The organism is Pseudomonas sp. SDI, from assembly GCF_003105155.1.
Taxonomy (GTDB): Bacteria; Pseudomonadota; Gammaproteobacteria; order Pseudomonadales; family Pseudomonadaceae; genus Aquipseudomonas.
In genome coordinates this window covers 139379-155969 of the sequence record NZ_QETK01000008.1, presented here as the reverse complement: position 1 = coordinate 155969, position 16591 = coordinate 139379, and the positions used below count along the sequence as shown (strand labels likewise).

At 61.6% G+C, this 16591-nt stretch carries 16 protein-coding genes and 1 pseudogene; 9 read left to right on the top strand and 8 right to left on the bottom strand.

Annotated features, from left to right (window positions below):
- Nucleotides 1-17: 17 nt before the first annotated feature.
- Nucleotides 18-1067 carry an RHS repeat-associated core domain-containing protein gene (locus DCO48_RS07660; protein WP_116549991.1) on the bottom strand — a complete coding sequence of 350 codons (1050 nt, stop codon included), beginning with the start codon at nucleotides 1065-1067 and terminating at the stop codon, nucleotides 18-20.
- 150 nt (nucleotides 1068-1217) lie between these two features.
- Here DCO48_RS07660 and DCO48_RS07655 point away from each other — a divergent pair, with 150 nt between their 5' ends.
- From DCO48_RS07655 to DCO48_RS22585, 3 genes and pseudogenes are all read left to right on the top strand, one after another.
- Complete coding sequence (locus DCO48_RS07655) at nucleotides 1218-1409, top strand: hypothetical protein (protein WP_116549990.1); 192 nt, start codon at nucleotides 1218-1220, stop codon at nucleotides 1407-1409.
- Nucleotides 1410-1554: 145 nt separating this feature from the next.
- Nucleotides 1555-2160 (top strand): annotated as a pseudogene (locus tag DCO48_RS07650) (SDR family oxidoreductase); the annotation flags it as partial.
- Between the two features lie 738 nt (nucleotides 2161-2898).
- Entirely contained in the window at nucleotides 2899-3168 is a 270-nt protein-coding gene (locus DCO48_RS22585) for a hypothetical protein (RefSeq protein ID WP_133247600.1), read from the top strand.
- Nucleotides 3169-3439: 271 nt separating this feature from the next.
- Here DCO48_RS22585 and DCO48_RS07640 read toward each other — a convergent pair whose 3' ends face one another.
- Nucleotides 3440-3793, bottom strand: a complete 354-nt coding sequence (locus DCO48_RS07640; protein ID WP_116549987.1) for a CPCC family cysteine-rich protein — start codon at nucleotides 3791-3793, stop codon at nucleotides 3440-3442.
- 103 nt (nucleotides 3794-3896) lie between these two features.
- Entirely contained in the window at nucleotides 3897-4346 is a 450-nt protein-coding gene (locus DCO48_RS07635) for a GNAT family N-acetyltransferase (protein ID WP_116549986.1), read from the bottom strand.
- A gap of 183 nt (nucleotides 4347-4529) precedes the next feature.
- Here DCO48_RS07635 and DCO48_RS07630 point away from each other — a divergent pair, with 183 nt between their 5' ends.
- On the top strand, nucleotides 4530-6155 hold the full coding sequence (locus DCO48_RS07630) for a mechanosensitive ion channel family protein (RefSeq protein ID WP_116549985.1): 1626 nt from the start codon (nucleotides 4530-4532) through the stop codon (nucleotides 6153-6155).
- 15 nt (nucleotides 6156-6170) lie between these two features.
- Here DCO48_RS07630 and DCO48_RS07625 read toward each other — a convergent pair whose 3' ends face one another.
- From DCO48_RS07625 to DCO48_RS07610, 4 genes are read right to left on the bottom strand one after another with little or no spacing between them, the layout of a single operon-like run.
- Entirely contained in the window at nucleotides 6171-6638 is a 468-nt protein-coding gene (locus DCO48_RS07625) for a DoxX family protein (RefSeq protein ID WP_116549984.1), read from the bottom strand.
- 10 nt (nucleotides 6639-6648) lie between these two features.
- The gene (locus DCO48_RS07620) at nucleotides 6649-7404 is read right to left on the bottom strand and encodes a DNA-binding domain-containing protein (RefSeq protein WP_116549983.1); all 756 of its coding nucleotides are present in this window, start codon (nucleotides 7402-7404) and stop codon (nucleotides 6649-6651) included.
- Nucleotides 7401-8234: a DUF692 domain-containing protein gene (locus DCO48_RS07615; RefSeq protein WP_116549982.1), complete on the bottom strand. Its 834-nt coding sequence runs from the start codon at nucleotides 8232-8234 to the stop codon at nucleotides 7401-7403. The genes DCO48_RS07620 and DCO48_RS07615 overlap by 4 nt, the downstream gene beginning before the upstream one ends.
- A 16-nt stretch (nucleotides 8235-8250) precedes the next feature.
- The gene (locus tag DCO48_RS07610) at nucleotides 8251-8526 is read right to left on the bottom strand and encodes a DUF2282 domain-containing protein (protein ID WP_116549981.1); all 276 of its coding nucleotides are present in this window, start codon (nucleotides 8524-8526) and stop codon (nucleotides 8251-8253) included.
- Nucleotides 8527-8741: 215 nt separating this feature from the next.
- Here DCO48_RS07610 and DCO48_RS07605 point away from each other — a divergent pair, with 215 nt between their 5' ends.
- From DCO48_RS07605 to DCO48_RS07585, 5 genes are all read left to right on the top strand, one after another.
- The gene (locus DCO48_RS07605) at nucleotides 8742-9329 is read left to right on the top strand and encodes a sigma-70 family RNA polymerase sigma factor (protein ID WP_116549980.1); all 588 of its coding nucleotides are present in this window, start codon (nucleotides 8742-8744) and stop codon (nucleotides 9327-9329) included.
- Complete coding sequence (locus DCO48_RS07600; protein ID WP_116549979.1) at nucleotides 9316-9957, top strand: DUF1109 domain-containing protein; 642 nt, start codon at nucleotides 9316-9318, stop codon at nucleotides 9955-9957. The genes DCO48_RS07605 and DCO48_RS07600 overlap by 14 nt, the downstream gene beginning before the upstream one ends.
- A 271-nt stretch (nucleotides 9958-10228) precedes the next feature.
- Complete coding sequence (locus DCO48_RS07595; RefSeq protein WP_256584001.1) at nucleotides 10229-10900, top strand: ribonuclease; 672 nt, start codon at nucleotides 10229-10231, stop codon at nucleotides 10898-10900.
- Nucleotides 10901-10921: 21 nt separating this feature from the next.
- Nucleotides 10922-12613 (top strand): phospholipase D-like domain-containing protein, encoded by a 1692-nt coding sequence (locus tag DCO48_RS07590; protein WP_116549977.1) that lies wholly within the window; start codon nucleotides 10922-10924, stop codon nucleotides 12611-12613.
- Between the two features lie 332 nt (nucleotides 12614-12945).
- The gene (locus DCO48_RS07585; RefSeq protein WP_116549976.1) at nucleotides 12946-14079 is read left to right on the top strand and encodes an aminotransferase class V-fold PLP-dependent enzyme; all 1134 of its coding nucleotides are present in this window, start codon (nucleotides 12946-12948) and stop codon (nucleotides 14077-14079) included.
- A gap of 389 nt (nucleotides 14080-14468) precedes the next feature.
- Here DCO48_RS07585 and DCO48_RS07575 read toward each other — a convergent pair whose 3' ends face one another.
- Entirely contained in the window at nucleotides 14469-16322 is a 1854-nt protein-coding gene (locus DCO48_RS07575) for an ABC transporter ATP-binding protein (RefSeq protein ID WP_116549974.1), read from the bottom strand.
- Between the last annotated feature and the right edge of the window lie 269 nt (nucleotides 16323-16591).

The following is a 16591-nucleotide window of genomic DNA, read 5'->3' as shown; positions in this document are numbered from 1 at the left end:
GTGGCGTGACAGGCTGTTTACCTGAGCAGGGCGGAGGGGCGGGGCGTGGTCCGTGGGTTGAAGTACACTGACTTGTAGGCAAAGTCAGAGTTCGGTGCTGGTTTGAATACTTCGAAGCGGCGGATATATTCGAGGGTTCTGCCGAACTTCAGCGCATGGACTTCGCCCTTGTAGCCCTTTACAGGAAGCTGCACTAGATCGGCCATTTTCTGGGCAAAGCCGTTGGCCGAATTGCACATTAGCGTACGCACACTGGCGAAATCGTCAAAATTTACCCGCTGCTCCAATAGCTCGGTCAATTTACGCGGCGACAGATAATCTGTGCCAGACTCCATTTTTGCCGGTATGCCGGGTACGCGGGAGTCACCGTGCCCCATCACATTGAGGCGCGGCCTGCCCTTGTACGTATCGCTGAAGTAATGCACACCTTCGGTCAACTGTTCAGGTTTACCGATGCGTTTGACATGAACCCTGTACTGCGGCTCCGCCGCTCCAATGGCGTTGCGTGGCACGCCTTTGAACAGGCGCGACATCATACTGAACAGCCCGTTATGGCCGCTCGGATCGATTCGGTTGATCGGGTCGCCGAGGCAATAGGCATAGGGGTTGAGGCCGCCGTCACCGAAAGGGCTGAAGCTGTCCGGTTGATTGAAGCGTCCCAGCGCCGGGATCAATGCTCGATAGCTGCCGAGCAGGTAGTGGCCGGTCACAGGTTCGGCATGCTCGCCGCAGAACCCGGGCAGGTCGTTGCGTGTTGGCGACTCCCCATAGGGGCCGATGCGTGCCGAAACCGGTTGTTGCCCGACTAGCGCGGCCAGTAGTGTGCCGTGCGGGTCTGTTGCCAGCAGCGCTGTGCCGGCTGGCGCCGCCGGATAGCTGCATTGTCCAAGCAGGTAGTGCGCATGACGCGGCAGTGTCATGCCTGCTTCGCCTTGAACTTCGCTGCTCAGACGCTCGCCGAGATAGAAACGTCGTGAGTCGTTTTGCTTGGCGCGGGTACAGACGGCGATGCGGTCCAGCGAGTCGAATCGATAGCTGCTCAGGCATGAGGGGGAGCGCTCGGGCATGGTTGGGCCACCTTGCTGGGGGACGGGGTCTCACTGGTTGAGTTCTACTGCAACGCGGGTGGGGACGAAACTGGCAGAAATATCAGCTGCGCAGCCGTCATGGCAGTACTGGCTATAGTGAAGTGGTTGCCGCTTGACGAGGAACATGCCATGGCCTTGATCAGCCGAGAAGTCTGGTGGCTTCGACCACCCCAGCCAGGCCAGAACGAAGCCGACCTGCATTGGGGGTTTCTGGAAATCTACAGCGACCGCCCGCCGGTGTTCGTCGACGACCGCCCAACGGCCGAGCAGATGGCGGCGCGCAAGAGTTGCCGGCATTTCCCCAAGGACGATGAGGCCTGAACCTGCCTCGGCGGCGGTAATACGACAATCAAGGGCATTGCTGGCGTACCGGCGGCGTCGAGCGGCCGCTACAGGCCGATAGCTGGCGGTCGTGGACGACCGTTTTCGACCCAGAATGGCCCCCCATAATTCTGACTTAACCGCTGTTTTGGCCAGTGAAGTGATTGCCGCTAGTGGTAAGGCCCTTGCGCTCAAGGCCGATAGTGCTGATGCGGCAGCCGTGCAGCAGGCCATTCGCGCGGCCGTCGAGCACTTCGGCGGCCTGGATATTTTAGTTAACAACGCCGGCGTGCTGGCCTGGGCTAGCACCGAGGAACTCACCCTGGAGCAGCTTGACCATACCCTAGCGGTCAACGTGCGCAGTGTATTCGTCGCCAGCCAGGAAGCTGCCAAGCACATGGTCGATGGCGGGCGCATCATCAATATCGACAGCACCAACGCCGAGCGCATCCCGGTTGCCGGCGGGGCAGTGTACGCCATGAGCAAATCGGCGTTAGTCGGCTTGGCCAAAGGCATGGCCCGCGACCTGGGCCCGCGCTGTATCACCGTTAACAACGTGCAACCCGGTCCGGTGGACACCGAAATGAACCCGGCCGATGGCGAGGGTGCTGAGTACCTGAAAGGTCTGATGGCACTGGATCGCTATGGCAAGGCAGAGGAAATTGCCGGCTTTGTCGCCTACCTGTCTGGTCCGGAAGCAGGCTACATCACCGGGGCCAGCTTGACGATTGATGGTGGTTTCTCTGCCTAGTACTTTGCGACTCGGGGTCAGCTATTCGTTCGCCCCAAGTCGTCTCTACTTTCCTATGCACCTGAATGATCGCAATTGGCCGGTTTCTGCCTGTCACCACGAGCAGCTAACGGCCAGGAGCGGCCAGTGCTTGACCCAGGGAGAGCAGTTGGTTTCCGTTCATAAGAACGTATCGACGCCGGAGGGCTTTTTTCGATTGAAGCCGGCCAGCCGCTGCACTTGGTGATGCGCGGCGCGGCCAATGCCAAGCGCTCGTGCCGCATAGCGTTTGTCAGTGAATTTGCGCCGAGCGCACGTTACGTGATCAAAGGAGGAATTGTCGACAGCCCGGGCGCGCTGAGCGGTTGTTACATTGACATATTCAATGTCGATTCGGACGCGCGCGTCCCCATGGCCGATGAGCCGAAAATGGAGCGCAATTGTGCGTTGAACCGGCTACCGACGCTCTAGTGGGAAATTGCACCTTACCTGGCCACACTTTTACATTGGACTTGACCAGATACGTTGAACGGATTCCTCAGAGCGTCAGAATTTTCTTTCCGCCATTTTCGGATCACCGGTGGGGAATTGCATGGGCTCGCCCTCATGTGCACCATTTTTGACCAGAAAGATTAGTGGAAAACAGCAAGATATAAAAATGCGCTAAAATCGTTCGCTGTGCTCACTGGACGGGTTAAGGCCAGCCTCTTAACCGAACGGCAAATGGAAAATTAAAGTCGGCAGCATGGGTCAAGATAAATGAAGTTTAAAGATGGTGATAGAGTAAAAGTTAAGCCCCACTTGTGGTGGCCGAATGGCGCAGTTGGAATGGTTTCGTTACCAGCAGAATTTGTAAGAGAAGCCTTGGGTGACGAAGTGGAATTCACTAGTGCTCAGCGAGCTATTGCCGGTAAAGGAAGAGTTATCATCAGTGCGTGGGTTGATTTTGACGAGCCGGCAATGGATTGTAGTAGTGACGGCCCTTACATTGGTGGAGAGGTCGTCATAGAATATTTGGAGCCTATATAGTGGCGCAATCGCTGGAGGTTGCATTGCATTAGTGCGGTATCCAATGCTCGCAGACATCATTGATCTCGCGTAATAATATTTATGGCGGTCAAGATACGGATAATTAGAACAAAGCGTTACCGTAAAAGCTTGGACGTTCGCGTCGGCAATTAATATAACTCTTCTGGAGGGCCGCTTTTGCCCTCCCCGAAGGTCTGCTCTGGATCGGTAGCGGTCATCCACGACCGGCAGCTTTCGACCCATTGCGGACCTAGTACGCCATTTCGCGCTGCTAGGTCCGCAGCCAATAGTAGAGGTCGTACTTCGACTTCATGTGTTGAGGATGCTGGTTGTCGGAGTCGGGATCTGGAATGGCAACTCGGCGAGCCCAGAGCGGGAACCACTCGCCATCACGCACATCGCTATCGCTAGCCACTCGCACATTCTTCGACATGGTTCGCTCGCAGGCACCGAATTGGACGAAGTTCACCTGCGCCTCAATCAAACTACATCTATTCGGGCCACTCACCTGGTGAGGGTAGTAGAGTTGGAACACGTCATCCTCCCAGAAACAAATTGGGCAAATTCCGTATGATCCCGTGTGTTCCTCGAAGACGGCATATCCGCAGCATGGGCACGTAAACATCAATTCTCACTTATGGGTGGCCGTCTATTCTTGTCGATTTTAGCCACATGCCGAACGGCTGCATTGGGTCGAAACTGGTCATTCAGGGCCAACATTCCGTTACTCAGATGTGCAGCCGCTTCTCCATGGGCTGGTACACCAGCCCGGCAAACTCGCCCACCTCTCCAGACAACACGAACCCGTAGCGCTGGTACGCGGCCACTGCAGACAAAGACGCCCTGACCGTCACTACGTCGGCCCTGGCGTGCTCCAGCGCCGCATCGACCAGGTGCTTGCCTATGCCCCGGTGCTGCCAGCTCGGTGCCACAAAAAGCATCGCGACATGACACCTGCCCTTGAATTCGACCATCCCTCTAATGGCCCCCTCGGCAACACACACCAACATCAGGTTGTCGCCCTTCATGCGTTCGGCAAACGCTGCCTGCGCGGCTACCTTTGCGAAGCTGGCCACGCCCTGCGCAGACAGAGAGGGCGCAACCGCCTGCATGAACGTTTCCAGGCACAGGGCGCTGGCGCTGGGCAGGTCGTTGTGGGTCATTTGGCGTATCTGCATGGTTGTCGTCCGTGGCGTCAGCGGGAATCAGGGGTACCTGTATACCAGAACCTCTGCTCCCAGCGTTCAGCCATGGCGGCAAGTCAAACTAATTGCGCAAGATAGCCATCTTCAGCGTCACCTGCGGCACCCTGTGCTATCACTACAAGCACCCGGTCACCCCACCGGTCATGGAGCTTGATGATGAGACACCTTTGCTGCGCACTGCTGATACTGTTCAGCGTATTGCCAACGCTGGGCCTGGGCAGCGAGGCCGCAGTCAGCGTCGCCGACGGCATCCCCGCCGAACCCGCCGAGCTTCGCATCGCCAACCGTAGTATCTTTACCTTCCACGCGACCCTGCTCGGCGAAACCCCGGCGGCGCGGACGCAGCGGGCCACTGCGGTGATCACCGAGGCCTTGCGCGGCAGTGAGGTGCTGAACGTTAGCGTCGAGCCGGTGCTCAATAGCCATCTGGTGCTGCTGGGCGGGCGCCGAGCCTTTATCGTCGCCCCGCGCGACATTGGGCTGGAGGGCGGCGATACCCGGGCGGCCGCCGAGCAGGCCGCAACGGTCTTGCGCCAGGTGGTCGACGAGACCGGCGAAGCGCGCAACCTGCATTTTCTGCTCAAGGCACTGGGCTTCTCGGTCATCGCCACGCTGCTCTACGTTGCGCTGATCAAGGGCGCCAACCTGGCGCGGCGCAAGCTGCGTGGGCCGTTGCTGCAACTGATGCGCGAGCGCGCCCATCAGCTGCGGGTCGGCCAGATGCCGCTGCTCGATATCCACTACGTGTACATGCTTATCGACCGCCTGCTGCGCTTGGTGTACTGGCTGCTGGTGCTGCTGTTGAGTTACCAATGGGTCAGCTACGTGTTGTCGCAATTTCCCTATACCAGGCCGTGGGGCGAGCGCCTCAATGTGCATCTGCTCGACTTGCTACGCTACCTGCTCGACGGCATCCTCAACGCTATCCCCGGAATGGCCGTAGCCATCACGATTTTCTTCATTGCCCGTGGCATCAGTGGCTTCAGCCGGCGCCTGCTGGAACGCATTGCACGCCCCGGCACCCTGAAGTGGTTGACCGAGGAAACCCTGCAACCGACTGCACGCCTGACTTCGCTGGCGATCTGGCTGTTCGCCCTGGTGATGGCCTATCCGTACCTGCCCGGCTCCGGCACCGATGCGTTCAAGGGGTTGTCGGTGTTGCTTGGGTTGATGATTTCGCTGGGGGCATCCAGTGTGGTGGGGCAGGCCGCAGCCGGGTTGATCCTGACCTATTCGCGCACGCTGAAGGCAGGCGAATACGTGCGTGTGGGCGACAACGAGGGCACAGTGACCGAAGTCGGTATGTTCAACACCACCATCCGCACCGGCCTGGGCGAGGTGCTGACCTTGCCCAACTCGCTGATTACCGGCTCGGTGACACGCAACTATTCACGCGCGGTGCAGGGGCACGGCTATGTTGTCGATACCGTGGTCACCATCGGTTATGACACGCCCTGGCGGCAGGTCGAGGCAATGCTGGTAGAAGCGGCACGGCGCACCGAGGGTATTCTTGATAAGCCCAAACCGCAGGTTTTTCAGACCGGGCTATCGGACTTTTACCCTGAGTACCGCCTGGTGGCACAGGCTGTGCCCAGCGAGCCGCGGCCGCGGGCGGAGTTGTTGAGCCTGCTGCACGCCAACATCCAGGACGTGTTCAACGAATACGGCGTGCAGATCATGTCGCCGCACTACCTCGGTGACCCGGCACAGGCCAAGTGGGTGCCACGCGAGAAGTGGTACCCGGCGCCAGCCCGCGAGGCCGATGCGCCGCCGGGTGAGTAGCGTCTAGCGGGGCGTTCAGCGCAGGCGCCACAGCCGGTCCAGTGACCAGCCCCCCGCACCCCGCGCGACCAGCAGCAGAAGCAGGCCGGCCCATGACAGATGAGTAGGCCAGGCATCGGGGTAGACGAACACCTCGATCACGGTGGTCATGCCCAGCAAGGCCAGGGCCGACAAGCGGGTAAACAGGCCAAGCACCAGCAGCAGCGGGAACAGGTGTTCGGCATAGGTCGCCAGGTGTGCGGCGAGCCAGGGCGAAACCAGCGGCAGGGCAAATTCGGTCTGGAACAGTTCATAGGTGCTGGGGGTGATGCTCAGCAGGCCCTCGACCTTGGTGCGCCCGGAAAGAAAGAAGATCGAGGCAATACCCAGCCGAGCGACCAGGTACAGCAGGCTGTCGCTCACACCCGACTGCAGGTGCGCAGCCAGGCGGTTGTAGTAGTGGCGCAGGCCGTGTGTGCTGGCGTCGGTGTGGAGGGTGTCCATGGCCATTCCTTCAATCGTAGGTGAGGGGGAGAAAAACCCGTGCCTGCAACAGCCGGCCGAGCAGGTCGCTGAAGTCGAGGTCGGGCTGGCGTTGTTCGGCGAGGTGCGAGGCTGCCTCCAGCGAGTACCCTGCCGCACAGGCATCGAGGAAGGTGCAGCCGCCAGGCTCCAGGGGCTGATGACTTACACCGTCGGTGTCGCCGCTCAGCAGGGCGCCTTCGGCCACCCAGGGCTGTGCCGGCGACCAGGGCTGGCCGGCCCGGCTGCAGCGCCACAGGCTGAACGCCGGATGTGCGTCGAACCATTGCCAGCGTGCGCTCGGACGTGGGCGCAAGTGGCTGTGGGTCAGGTCGGCAGCGGTCATGCCGGCCAGGTCGGTCAAACTCAGGTACGCCGTGATGGGGGCGCTGAACACCTCGCACCAATAGAAATCCAGGCGTGCGACATCGGCCAGGTACGTCAGCCCATGGTGGCTTTGCATTTCCTCCAGAAACGCCGGAAAACCTGCGCCGTAGTTGATCAGTCGGGCATCGCACGGTGGTTGCCGGTGCACATAGGCTGCTGCCACGTCGTGCATCCAGCCCGGACCGACCAGCGTCTCGACGCTGGGGAAGTTGTCCCGCAGTGCCTCGACTGCGCCAGACAGCACGGTATTGCGGTAAACCGCAAACGCCGGCTGGGCGGTCAGCGCTTCCAGTTGCGGCGCAGGGCGCAGATAGAGTGCGTCGACGAAGGCATCTTGAAATTCGCCAAGGGTTAGCTTCATGACAGGTCCTCTGGCGGTTCCAGGGTTACCTGGGCGATGGCGCGTTCGGCCAGCAGATCGGTGAATGCAGGCAGGTTGCCGTCGCGTTCGATCAGCGTCGGCCGCGGGCCGACGCGGGCGATCAGGTGGCGGTACAGCGCCCACACCGGCTCGGCGATGGCACTGTCGTGGGAATCGATCAGCAGGGCCCCCTGGTCGTCGTGGCTGTGCCCGGCCAGGTGCACTTCGCTGATGGCGGCGGCAGGGAAGCGGTCGAGGTAGTCGGTGGCGCTGAAGCCCAGGTTGTGCGCGCTGACGTGGACGTTGTTGACGTCCAGCAGCAGACGGCAACCGGTGCGGCGTGTCAGCTCGCCGAGGAATTCGATTTCGTCCCAGTCATGCCCGTCCAGCTGCAGGTAGTGGCTTGGGTTCTCGATGGCGATACAGCGCCCGAGCGCTTCCTGGGTACGCTGGATGTTGTCGGTAATCCGGCGCAGCGCCTGGTTGCTGCGCGGGAAGGGCAAGAGATCGGGGTGGTACTGGCCCCGCCAGGACGACCAGGCCAGGTGCTCAGACACCAGCACCGGCTGGACCCGCTCGATCAGCGCCCGCAAGCGCTGCAGATGCGCGCTGTCCGGCTCGCGGTCCGCGGCCAGTGACAGGGCAACGCCGTGCAGCGACAGCGGATGGCACTCGGCCATTCGTTCCAGCCAGGCAAGGCGCGGGCCGCCGACCATGTAGTTTTCCGGGTGCACCTCGAACCACAGGCCGACAGCATCACAGGCCAGGGCTTGAGCATAATGCTCGGCCTTGAGGCCGAGCCCGGCGCCCAACGGGCGATTGCACTTCATGGTCGGCAGCCTCCGCTCAGGACTTGGCCGGGGTGAGCGAGCCCATTCCATTGGGGGTCTTGATCGAGGTGCAGGTGCCAGCCGGGACGTTCTTCCAGTGCATGGCGTCGTAGTCTTTCTTGGCACTGCCGGCGCAGGTGGTACCGGCTCCGGCCTTACAGTCGTTCTTGCCGGCCATGGCCACGCCATAGCATTTCTCCATGGCGGCGCCATTGCTGGAGGTGTCGGCCATGGCGGTGCCAGCCAGTGTGGCGAGGGCCAGGGCCGCAGTGGTGAGGGCAAGTGCTTTCATGAGGTTGACTCCTGAGGATGGGGCCGCGGCAAATTACCGGCGGCTCATGGAGTAGTTCGCGGCGATCGTGGATTCGGTTACAGCAGCGGAAAACTTTTTTTCGAGTGACCGCGGACCGCCGAGGGACGCTGGGGGTGTAGGGGTAGGCTTTCCAACACGGCGGCGACTATGGTTCGATAAAAAGAAAATCACTGATGGTGTAACCCAGGCGGCCAATGCAACGAACTAACTCACAGGACGTGCTCGCTACCCGCGAGAAGCAGTTGCAAACCTTGCTGCTGCGTGGGCTTGCCGGCGATGCCGCGGCGTACCGCGAGTTTCTCGCGGCGCTGGCGCTGCATGTGCGCGGCTTCCTTCGGCGGCGCTTGCAGCAACGTCCGGCCGAGGTCGAAGACGTGTTGCAGGAGGTACTGCTGGCGGTGCATAACGCGCGGCATACCTACCAACCGCAGCAGCCGCTGACGGTGTGGGTCCAGGCGATTGCCCGTTACAAACTGGCCGACTACCTGCGCCGCTATGCGCACCGCGATGCACTGCACGACCTGCTGGACGACGACAGCGACCTGTTTGCCGCCAGCGATGAGGCGCCAGCCCAGGCCAGCCGCGATCTCGGCAAGCTGCTGGAACGCTTGCCGGAGCGCCAGCGCTTGCCCATCGTGCACGTTAAACTCGAGGGCTTGTCGGTGGAGGAGACCGCACGGATTACCGGGCTGTCCAGCGCGGCGGTCAAGGTAGGCATACACCGTGGGCTCAAGGCGTTGGCCAGGCTAATTGGAGGCCGTGAAAACGATGAAGACCGATGAACTGATCACCCTGCTGGCCACCGCAGAAGGGCCGGTGGACCGACATGCGCTGGGGCGGCGTCTGGTGCTGGCCTTGCTGGGCGGAATGCTGGCAGCGCTGCTGCTGATCGTGACCCTCTACGGTGTGCGCAGTGACCTTGCCGAGGTGGCGCGGATGCCGCTGTTCTGGGCCAAGGTTGCGCTGCCCGGCAGCCTGGCGCTGCTCGGGCTGTGGCTGACGCAACGGCTGGCCAGGCCTGGCGTCAACGGCGGAGTGGTGTGGGGGCTGCTCGGCTTGCCGCTGGCACTGGTATGGCTCGGGGCGGCGCTGGTGCTCTTCGGTGCGCCCGTCGAGGCGCGCGCCGAGCTGATTTTCGGGCGCACCTGGCGCACCTGCGCGATGAACATCGCGCTCCTGTCGGTGCCGGTGTTGATTGCGGTGTTCTGGGCCTTGCGCGGCCTTGCGCCGACGCGATTGCGCCAGGCTGGCGCTGCCGGTGGCTTGCTTGCAGGCTCCAGCGCAACTCTGGCCTATTGCCTGCATTGCCCGGAAATGGAAGTGCCGTTCTGGGGCACCTGGTACCTGCTGGGCATGTCCTTGCCGACCGTCCTGGGCGGCGTGCTGGGGCCGCGGTTGTTGCGCTGGTGACGGCGCCCATCAGCCCGTAGATTTCCCCAGCCCGGCCTGTGTGGGAGGGCGTTCGCCGTCCGACTTGAAGCCTGGCCATTTGCCTCTATCCTGATTCACAGGCGCCGGCCTGTACGTGCGGCATTGTATTGGGCAACGAGGCAACGCTACGTGGTGGGCCAGGGAGGTCATTATGGGATCGAAACCGCAATCATCAAGGTGGGTACACTCAGTGCTTTGGGCTGTGTTGGTAGCCTTGGCCCCACACGCCGTTGCGCAGGAAATCTGCGCGTTGCCTGACACCGTGGAGCCCGCGCCAGCACGGCCGGTGGATTACGTCAACGATGACCGCCCCACGGACTATCTGGCGCTGGTGTTGTCCTGGTCGCCGGAACATTGCGAAGGAATGCGCAACAAGTCCAAGGAGATAAGGGCCAAGCACGCCTTCCAGTGCTTTTCCGGGAATCGATTCGAATGGGTGGTGCATGGCCTCTGGCCCCAGAACGGGCATGCCAAGGACTATCAGGACCACCCACGCAACTGCCAGACGGTCGGCTCGCTACCCGCCCCGCTGGTCAAGCAGCACCTCTGCATGATGCCCGGGGCGGACCTCATGCAAAACGAATGGCAAGCCCATGGGACCTGCGGCTGGTCATCGCCGGAGCGCTATTTTGCCGATATCCAGAAGGTATACGGCACGCTACACCGCCCCACCACGCAAGAAATGCTCGGTAGCAACCCTGGCCCAAATAAGCTGGTGAACGCCAAGGTGCTTGATATCAAGCAGGCCTTCCTGGCGCTCAACCCGACGCTGCCGGCAGAGAGCCTGCGGGTTTCGGTGGCCTCGGATAACCGGCTCAAGGAATTGTGGGTCTGCCTGGACAAGGACCTCGCCCCCATGGCTTGCCCAAAGGGCGGTACCCCAGACGGTCAACAGATCAGGGTCAGAACCCCCAACCTGTAATACCCTCGGAAGGATGCTGCCATGCGAGCCAGTGCCACCGGTCACTACCTGCGCATCCGCGCCATTGCCGGGACCCATGTCGTGGTCCTGGCCTGGGACTTCGTGGTCCAGCCAGATATTGCGGCGTTGCAGGGGGAGCACAACCTGCTGGGTTTTGCCGTGTATCGCCAGCCGTTCGACGCCGCCGGGAAGCCGCAAACCGGCGACTACCTGCGAGGCCTCAAGCGTTTCCAGGATGTGGACCAGGCCTTGCCCAGGGGCACGCTGGTGCCAACCAGCGCACACCCCGTGCAGAGTTTTCTGTGGGCCGACTACACGGTCGCCGCAGGCGACGACTACGAGTACACGGTGCGGCCAGTTTTCGGCACGCCCAACCAGCCTCGGCTCGACGAGGTCCTGGGGGTTTCGGTACGGATTCGCTGCGAGCCGACCCTGGTGCCTGCTGGCGAAGGCACACAGCACGAGGTTTATTTCAACCGCGGTGTGATCGGCTCACAGGCCTATGCGCGGGAGTTCCGGAACGTCGCCCCCGACCCTGACAAGCCGGCGTCAGAACCGATGAAATGGCTTTCCCGCGGCCTCTACGAAGCCCTGCTTGCCTTCATCAAACGCGGCGCCAGAAAAGGCATGGGCCTGCGTGTCGCGTTTTACGAGTTCCATTACCTGCCCGTTGCCCAGGCGCTGCGTGAGGCCGCAGACGAAGGCGATGTGCAGATCGTTTTTGACGCAGCGAGCAAGTATAAGGCCGGCAACCAGGCCACCATCGAACAGGCGAACCTGAGCGCATTCGTGCATCCGCGAACGGTCAGCACGGGCATCCGCCACAACAAGTTCATCGTGCTGCTGGAGCACGGTAAACCGGTGAGCGTGTGGACGGGGTCGACCAACATCTCGGCCGGGGGCATCTTCGGTCAGTCGAATGTGGGGCATGTGGTTCACGACCCTGACATCGCCGGGCACTACCTCGATTACTGGACACGCCTGCAGCGCAATCTCAGCGTCGCCGATCTACAGGGGCCCAATGCCCAGGCAACGCCGATTCCCGCTCTGCCGTTAAAGCCGGGTACCTATCCGTTGTTCAGCCCTCGCGAGACCAAGGACACGCCACAGGCCGAGAAGACACTGCAGTGGTACGCGAACCTGGCCGATAGCGCCAGGCAACTGGTGTGCTTCACTGCGGGGTTCGACATTGCCAAGGAGCTGCAGGGCGTGTTTCGCAAGCAGAACGACGTACTGCGCTACATCGTCAAGGACGATGCCCTCGCTGCGACGGAGGATATTGGCACCGATGGCGACGTTATCTTTGCGTCTGGCGGCTATCTCGGCAAAGACAACGTGCTGGTAAATGCGCTGCGCGAACGGGATAACCCGCTCAACACCAACGACTATATCCACACCAAATACCTGCTGGTCGATCCGTTGGGTGAGCAGCCTACCGTGGTCACCGGTTCGGCGAACTTCAGCAGTGCGTCGCAAACCTCGAATGACGAGAACATGCTGGTCATCCAGGGTGACACCCGGGTTGCGGATATCTATTTCGGTGAGTTCATGCGCCTCTTCGATCACCACTACGCCCGCTACCTGTCGGCGAAGTACCAGAAAAGCCCCGCGAATACCGGGAATTATCTGAAGGAAAAGGCAGCTCAATGGCTGCCTGCACACCTGGACCCAGCGAACTACCGTTCGAAGCGCCGGCGCTATTTTGCGGGTTGAGCGGTAGCTTCTAGCGCTATATGTTTTTTCATACAGCGTGCCGCTTCCTGTGAACAGCGCTAGGATTCGCGACGGTTGGCATTGCGCCATCCTGCTTTTCCTTTTTGTGAGCGTCGGTTGACGATGGCCTAGGGCGGTCGTGGTCCGATAAAGTCCGCCTATGTATGGCCCCAACACCCTCGGCGGGGCGATCAGCCGGGTCATCCGGCGGCCGGTGGTTGCAGGGCGGGGTGCCAAATGCCGATTACGACTACAGCCTGAGTCATCTTGTTATTTGCCAGGGCTTGGGGCAGGGTCGGTGCCACGGACATCTTTGCCAAAGGAGTCACCGCATGTCGAAGCTATATCCCAGTATTGATCCTGAGGGGCTGGTCGAGTACTCGGTGGTCTACACCGACCGCTCGCTCAACCACATGTCGCAGTCGTTTCAAGGCGTGATGAAGAACATTTCTGGCACCCTGAAACAGGTCTACAACGCCCAAGGCGTAGCGGTGGTCCCGGGCAGCGGCACATTCGGCATGGAGGCGGTGGCGCGACAGTTTGCCAGCGATCAGCAATGCCTGGTGATACGCAACGGCTGGTTCAGTTATCGCTGGAGCCAGATTCTTGAGATGGGCAACATTGCGGCGGCCACCACGGTACTCAAGGCCCGGCCGGTCGACACGGGCCGCCAGGTGGCCTACGCGCCAGCGCCTCTGGACGAAGTGCTGGCAGCCATTGAGGCGCAGAAGCCGCAGATTGTCTTCGCCCCCCATGTGGAAACCTCATCGGGGATTATCCTGCCTGACGACTACCTGCGGGCCGTTGGCGACGCCGTGCATGCGGTGGGTGGCCTGTTCGTGCTGGACTGCATCGCCTCGGGCACGATCTGGGTTGATATGCACAAATGTGCAGTCGACCTGCTGATCAGTGCACCGCAGAAGGGCTGGAGTGCCTCGCCCTGCTGCGCCCTGGTGATGTTCAGTGCTTTGGCCTTGGCGCGTATCGAGCAGACGCAAAGCAGCAGCTTCGCCTGCGACCTGAAAAAGTGGCTGCAGATCATGCAGGCCTACGAACAGGGCGGGCATGCCTACCATGCGACCATGCCCAGCGACGCCCTCGCGCGATTCAACGAGGTGATGAAAGAGATGCAAGCCTATGGTTTCGACAAGCTCCGCGCTGAACAGCAGGCGCTGGGCGATCGGGTGCGTGCACTGTTGACTGGCAAAGGCTTCAACAGCGTGGCTGCAACCGGCTTTCAGGCCCCAGGCGTGGTGGTGAGCTACACCGACGATGCCGATATCAAGAGCGGCAAGAAATTTGCCAACCACGGTCTGCAGATCGCCGCAGGGGTGCCGTTGCAGTGCGACGAGCCGGCCGATTTCCAGACCTTTCGCATCGGCCTGTTCGGGCTTGAGAATCTGCACAATATCGAGCGCACGGTCGGCACCCTGGAGCAGGCGCTGGACCAGGTGATGGGGAACTAAGCGAGCGTCTTGCCCGGCGCACCGAGCGCGCATGCGAAGGTCAGGAAGGTGCCCTGCGGTGGGCACTGCGCCCTTGTTGCTCTGGGCCCGCACCACCTCCAGCGTGCTGCCTTGAACATCGTCAGTTTCTTGTTCATCAGGCCGCGGATGGCAACGTCGACGATATCGACCAGTACGCCCTTGTGCCTGGCTGCGGATCTCGCCGGCCACATCGTCGCCGTAGAGGCTATCCAGGTTGGAGAACAGATCGTAAAAGCCGGCATTGATTTTCCGCGACCACGTTGAGGCAATCGCCGCGAACTGTGACAAGGGTGGAACAAGGCCATTTCATACTGCCTGCATTCCCCGGGTGGGGGCGACAGGAACTCACGTCGCTAAGCGCTGACAACCTACTCCTCAACCTGCGCTACCCCCTGATCTTCACCGAGGAACCCGCCACTCTGGTGCTGCCACAGCCGCGCATAGGTGCCATTTCTGCCGAGCAGCTCGGCGTGCGTGCCTTGCTCGACGATGCGCCCCTCGTCCATGACGATCAGCCGGTCCATCGCTGCGATGGTCGACAGCCGATGGGCGATGGCGATCACGGTCTTGCCTTCCATCATTTCCGCCAGGCTTTCCTGAATGGCCACTTCGACCTCGGAGTCGAGGGCGCTGGTGGCCTCGTCCAGCAGCAGAATCGGCGCGTTCTTGAGCATCACCCGGGCAATCGCGATGCGCTGGCGTTGCCCGCCCGACAGCTTGATGCCACGCTCGCCGACCAGGGTATCGTAGCCGCTATGGCCGTGCTGGTCGCTGAGTTGACGGATGAATCCGTCAGCCTGGGCATTGGCCGCGGCGTGGCGGATTTGCGCGTCGCTGGCCTCGGGACGGCCGTAGGCGATGTTGTCGCGGATCGTGCGGTGCAGCAGGGAGGTGTCCTGGGTCACCATGCCGATGGCGCTGCGCAGGCTGTCTTGCGTGACCTCGGCGATGTTCTGCCCGTCGATGCGAATCACGCCCTTGTCGACGTCGTAGAAGCGCAGCAACAGGTTGATCAGCGTCGACTTGCCGGCACCGGAGCGGCCGACCAGGCCGACTTTTTCGCCGGCGCGAATGTTCAGGCTCAGGCCATCGAGCACTTGGCGCTCACCGTTGTAGTTGAAGCTCACCTTGTCGAAGCTCACCGCGCCGCCGGCAGTCTTCAGCACGCTGGCGTTGGGCGCGTCTTGCACCTTCGGACCACGGGTCAGGGTGGCCATGCCGTCTTGCACGGTGCCGATGTTTTCGAACAGCGAGGTCATCTGCCACATGATCCAGTGCGACATGCCGTTGATGCGCAGGGCCATGGCGGTAATCGCTGCCACCGCGCCGGTGCCGACTTCGCCCCGGTGCCACAACCACAGGGCATAGCCGCCTGCGCCAATGATCAGGGCCACCACCAGCGCCTGGTTGACGATCTCGAACTGGCTGACCAGGCGCATCTGGCGGAAGCCGGTTTGCTTGAAATCCTCCATCGCAGCGCGGGCGAAATGCGCTTCACGCTTGGAATGGGAGAACAGCTTCACCGTGGTGATATTGGTGTAGGCGTCGGAGATGCGCCCGGTCATCGACGAGCGGGCGTTGGCCTGCTCCTGGCCGACCTGGCCCAGGCGCGGCACGAAGTACAGCATGGCCAGCCCGAACAGCGCGACCCAGGCAATGAACGGCAGCATCAGCTTGAGCGCGAAGCCACCGGCCAGTGCGATGATGGCAATGAAATACACGCCGATGCCTGGGGCGATTTCGATCACGGTGAACAGCACCTCGCGCACCGCCAGCGCTGTCTGCATCACTTTGGTGGTCACCCGACCGGAGAACTCGTCGGAAAAGAACGACAGGCTCTGCCGCAGCATCAGGCGGTGGAAGTCCCAGCGCAGGCGCAACGGCAAATTGATCGCCAGGACCTGGTGCTGAACCAGGGTGCGTAGCGCCACCAGCCCGATGCTGGTGAACAGCACGATGCCGATGCCCCAGAGCACGCGCTGCTCCTCGCCGTCTGCCGCACCACCTGCCTGCCAGGTGGAGAGCAGGTCGACGACCTGGCCGAGGAAGGCGAACAGCCAGGCTTCGTAAATCGATACGCCGGCGCTCAGCAGTGCAAGCGCCAACACATAACCGCGGGCGCCGCGCGTGCAGGCCCAGAGGAAGCGCAGCAGGCCGACCGGAGGCGGTGGGATTTCGTCGGGCGGGAAGGGATCGAGGCGACGTTCGAAGATTTGCAGCATGAGTGGTTCCGCAAAGGGTGAAGAGGGTGGCCAGGGCGAATGATCAGCCAAGGCGAAGACGCTAGTATGGCACCGCTGCTTTGCGGGTCAGTTTCAAGAGGTTAATCAGTTCATTGATCAGCATGCCGAGAGATTTAAGCTAACCAAATGATGTACTAAGCATCAGGTGGGAAAGAGCTGCGCAAAAACTACAAAGTGCGGCTTTACCCCCGCTTTATCAATGGATAAGGTGGCGGGCATCGCAAAGTGGCAGGTCGTGATATCCCAGC

Bases quoted from the DNA above. Each gene is read 5' to 3' on its own strand.
- DCO48_RS07640 (WP_116549987.1), bottom strand. From the start codon at position 3,793: ATGTTTACGTGCCCATGCTGCGGATATGCCGTCTTCGAGGAACACACG.
- DCO48_RS07660 (WP_116549991.1), bottom strand. From the start codon at position 1,067: ATGCCCGAGCGCTCCCCCTCATGCCTGAGCAGCTATCGATTCGACTCG.
- DCO48_RS07630 (WP_116549985.1), top strand. From the start codon at position 4,530: ATGAGACACCTTTGCTGCGCACTGCTGATACTGTTCAGCGTATTGCCA.
- DCO48_RS07605 (WP_116549980.1), top strand. From the start codon at position 8,742: ATGCAACGAACTAACTCACAGGACGTGCTCGCTACCCGCGAGAAGCAG.
- DCO48_RS07585 (WP_116549976.1), top strand. From the start codon at position 12,946: ATGTCGAAGCTATATCCCAGTATTGATCCTGAGGGGCTGGTCGAGTAC.
- DCO48_RS07590 (WP_116549977.1), top strand. From the start codon at position 10,922: ATGCGAGCCAGTGCCACCGGTCACTACCTGCGCATCCGCGCCATTGCC.
- DCO48_RS07625 (WP_116549984.1), bottom strand. From the start codon at position 6,638: ATGGACACCCTCCACACCGACGCCAGCACACACGGCCTGCGCCACTAC.
- DCO48_RS07620 (WP_116549983.1), bottom strand. From the start codon at position 7,404: ATGAAGCTAACCCTTGGCGAATTTCAAGATGCCTTCGTCGACGCACTC.
- DCO48_RS07575 (WP_116549974.1), bottom strand. From the start codon at position 16,322: ATGCTGCAAATCTTCGAACGTCGCCTCGATCCCTTCCCGCCCGACGAA.
- DCO48_RS07615 (WP_116549982.1), bottom strand. From the start codon at position 8,234: ATGAAGTGCAATCGCCCGTTGGGCGCCGGGCTCGGCCTCAAGGCCGAG.
- DCO48_RS22585 (WP_133247600.1), top strand. From the start codon at position 2,899: ATGAAGTTTAAAGATGGTGATAGAGTAAAAGTTAAGCCCCACTTGTGG.
- DCO48_RS07600 (WP_116549979.1), top strand. From the start codon at position 9,316: ATGAAGACCGATGAACTGATCACCCTGCTGGCCACCGCAGAAGGGCCG.
- DCO48_RS07610 (WP_116549981.1), bottom strand. From the start codon at position 8,526: ATGAAAGCACTTGCCCTCACCACTGCGGCCCTGGCCCTCGCCACACTG.
- DCO48_RS07655 (WP_116549990.1), top strand. From the start codon at position 1,218: ATGGCCTTGATCAGCCGAGAAGTCTGGTGGCTTCGACCACCCCAGCCA.
- DCO48_RS07635 (WP_116549986.1), bottom strand. From the start codon at position 4,346: ATGCAGATACGCCAAATGACCCACAACGACCTGCCCAGCGCCAGCGCC.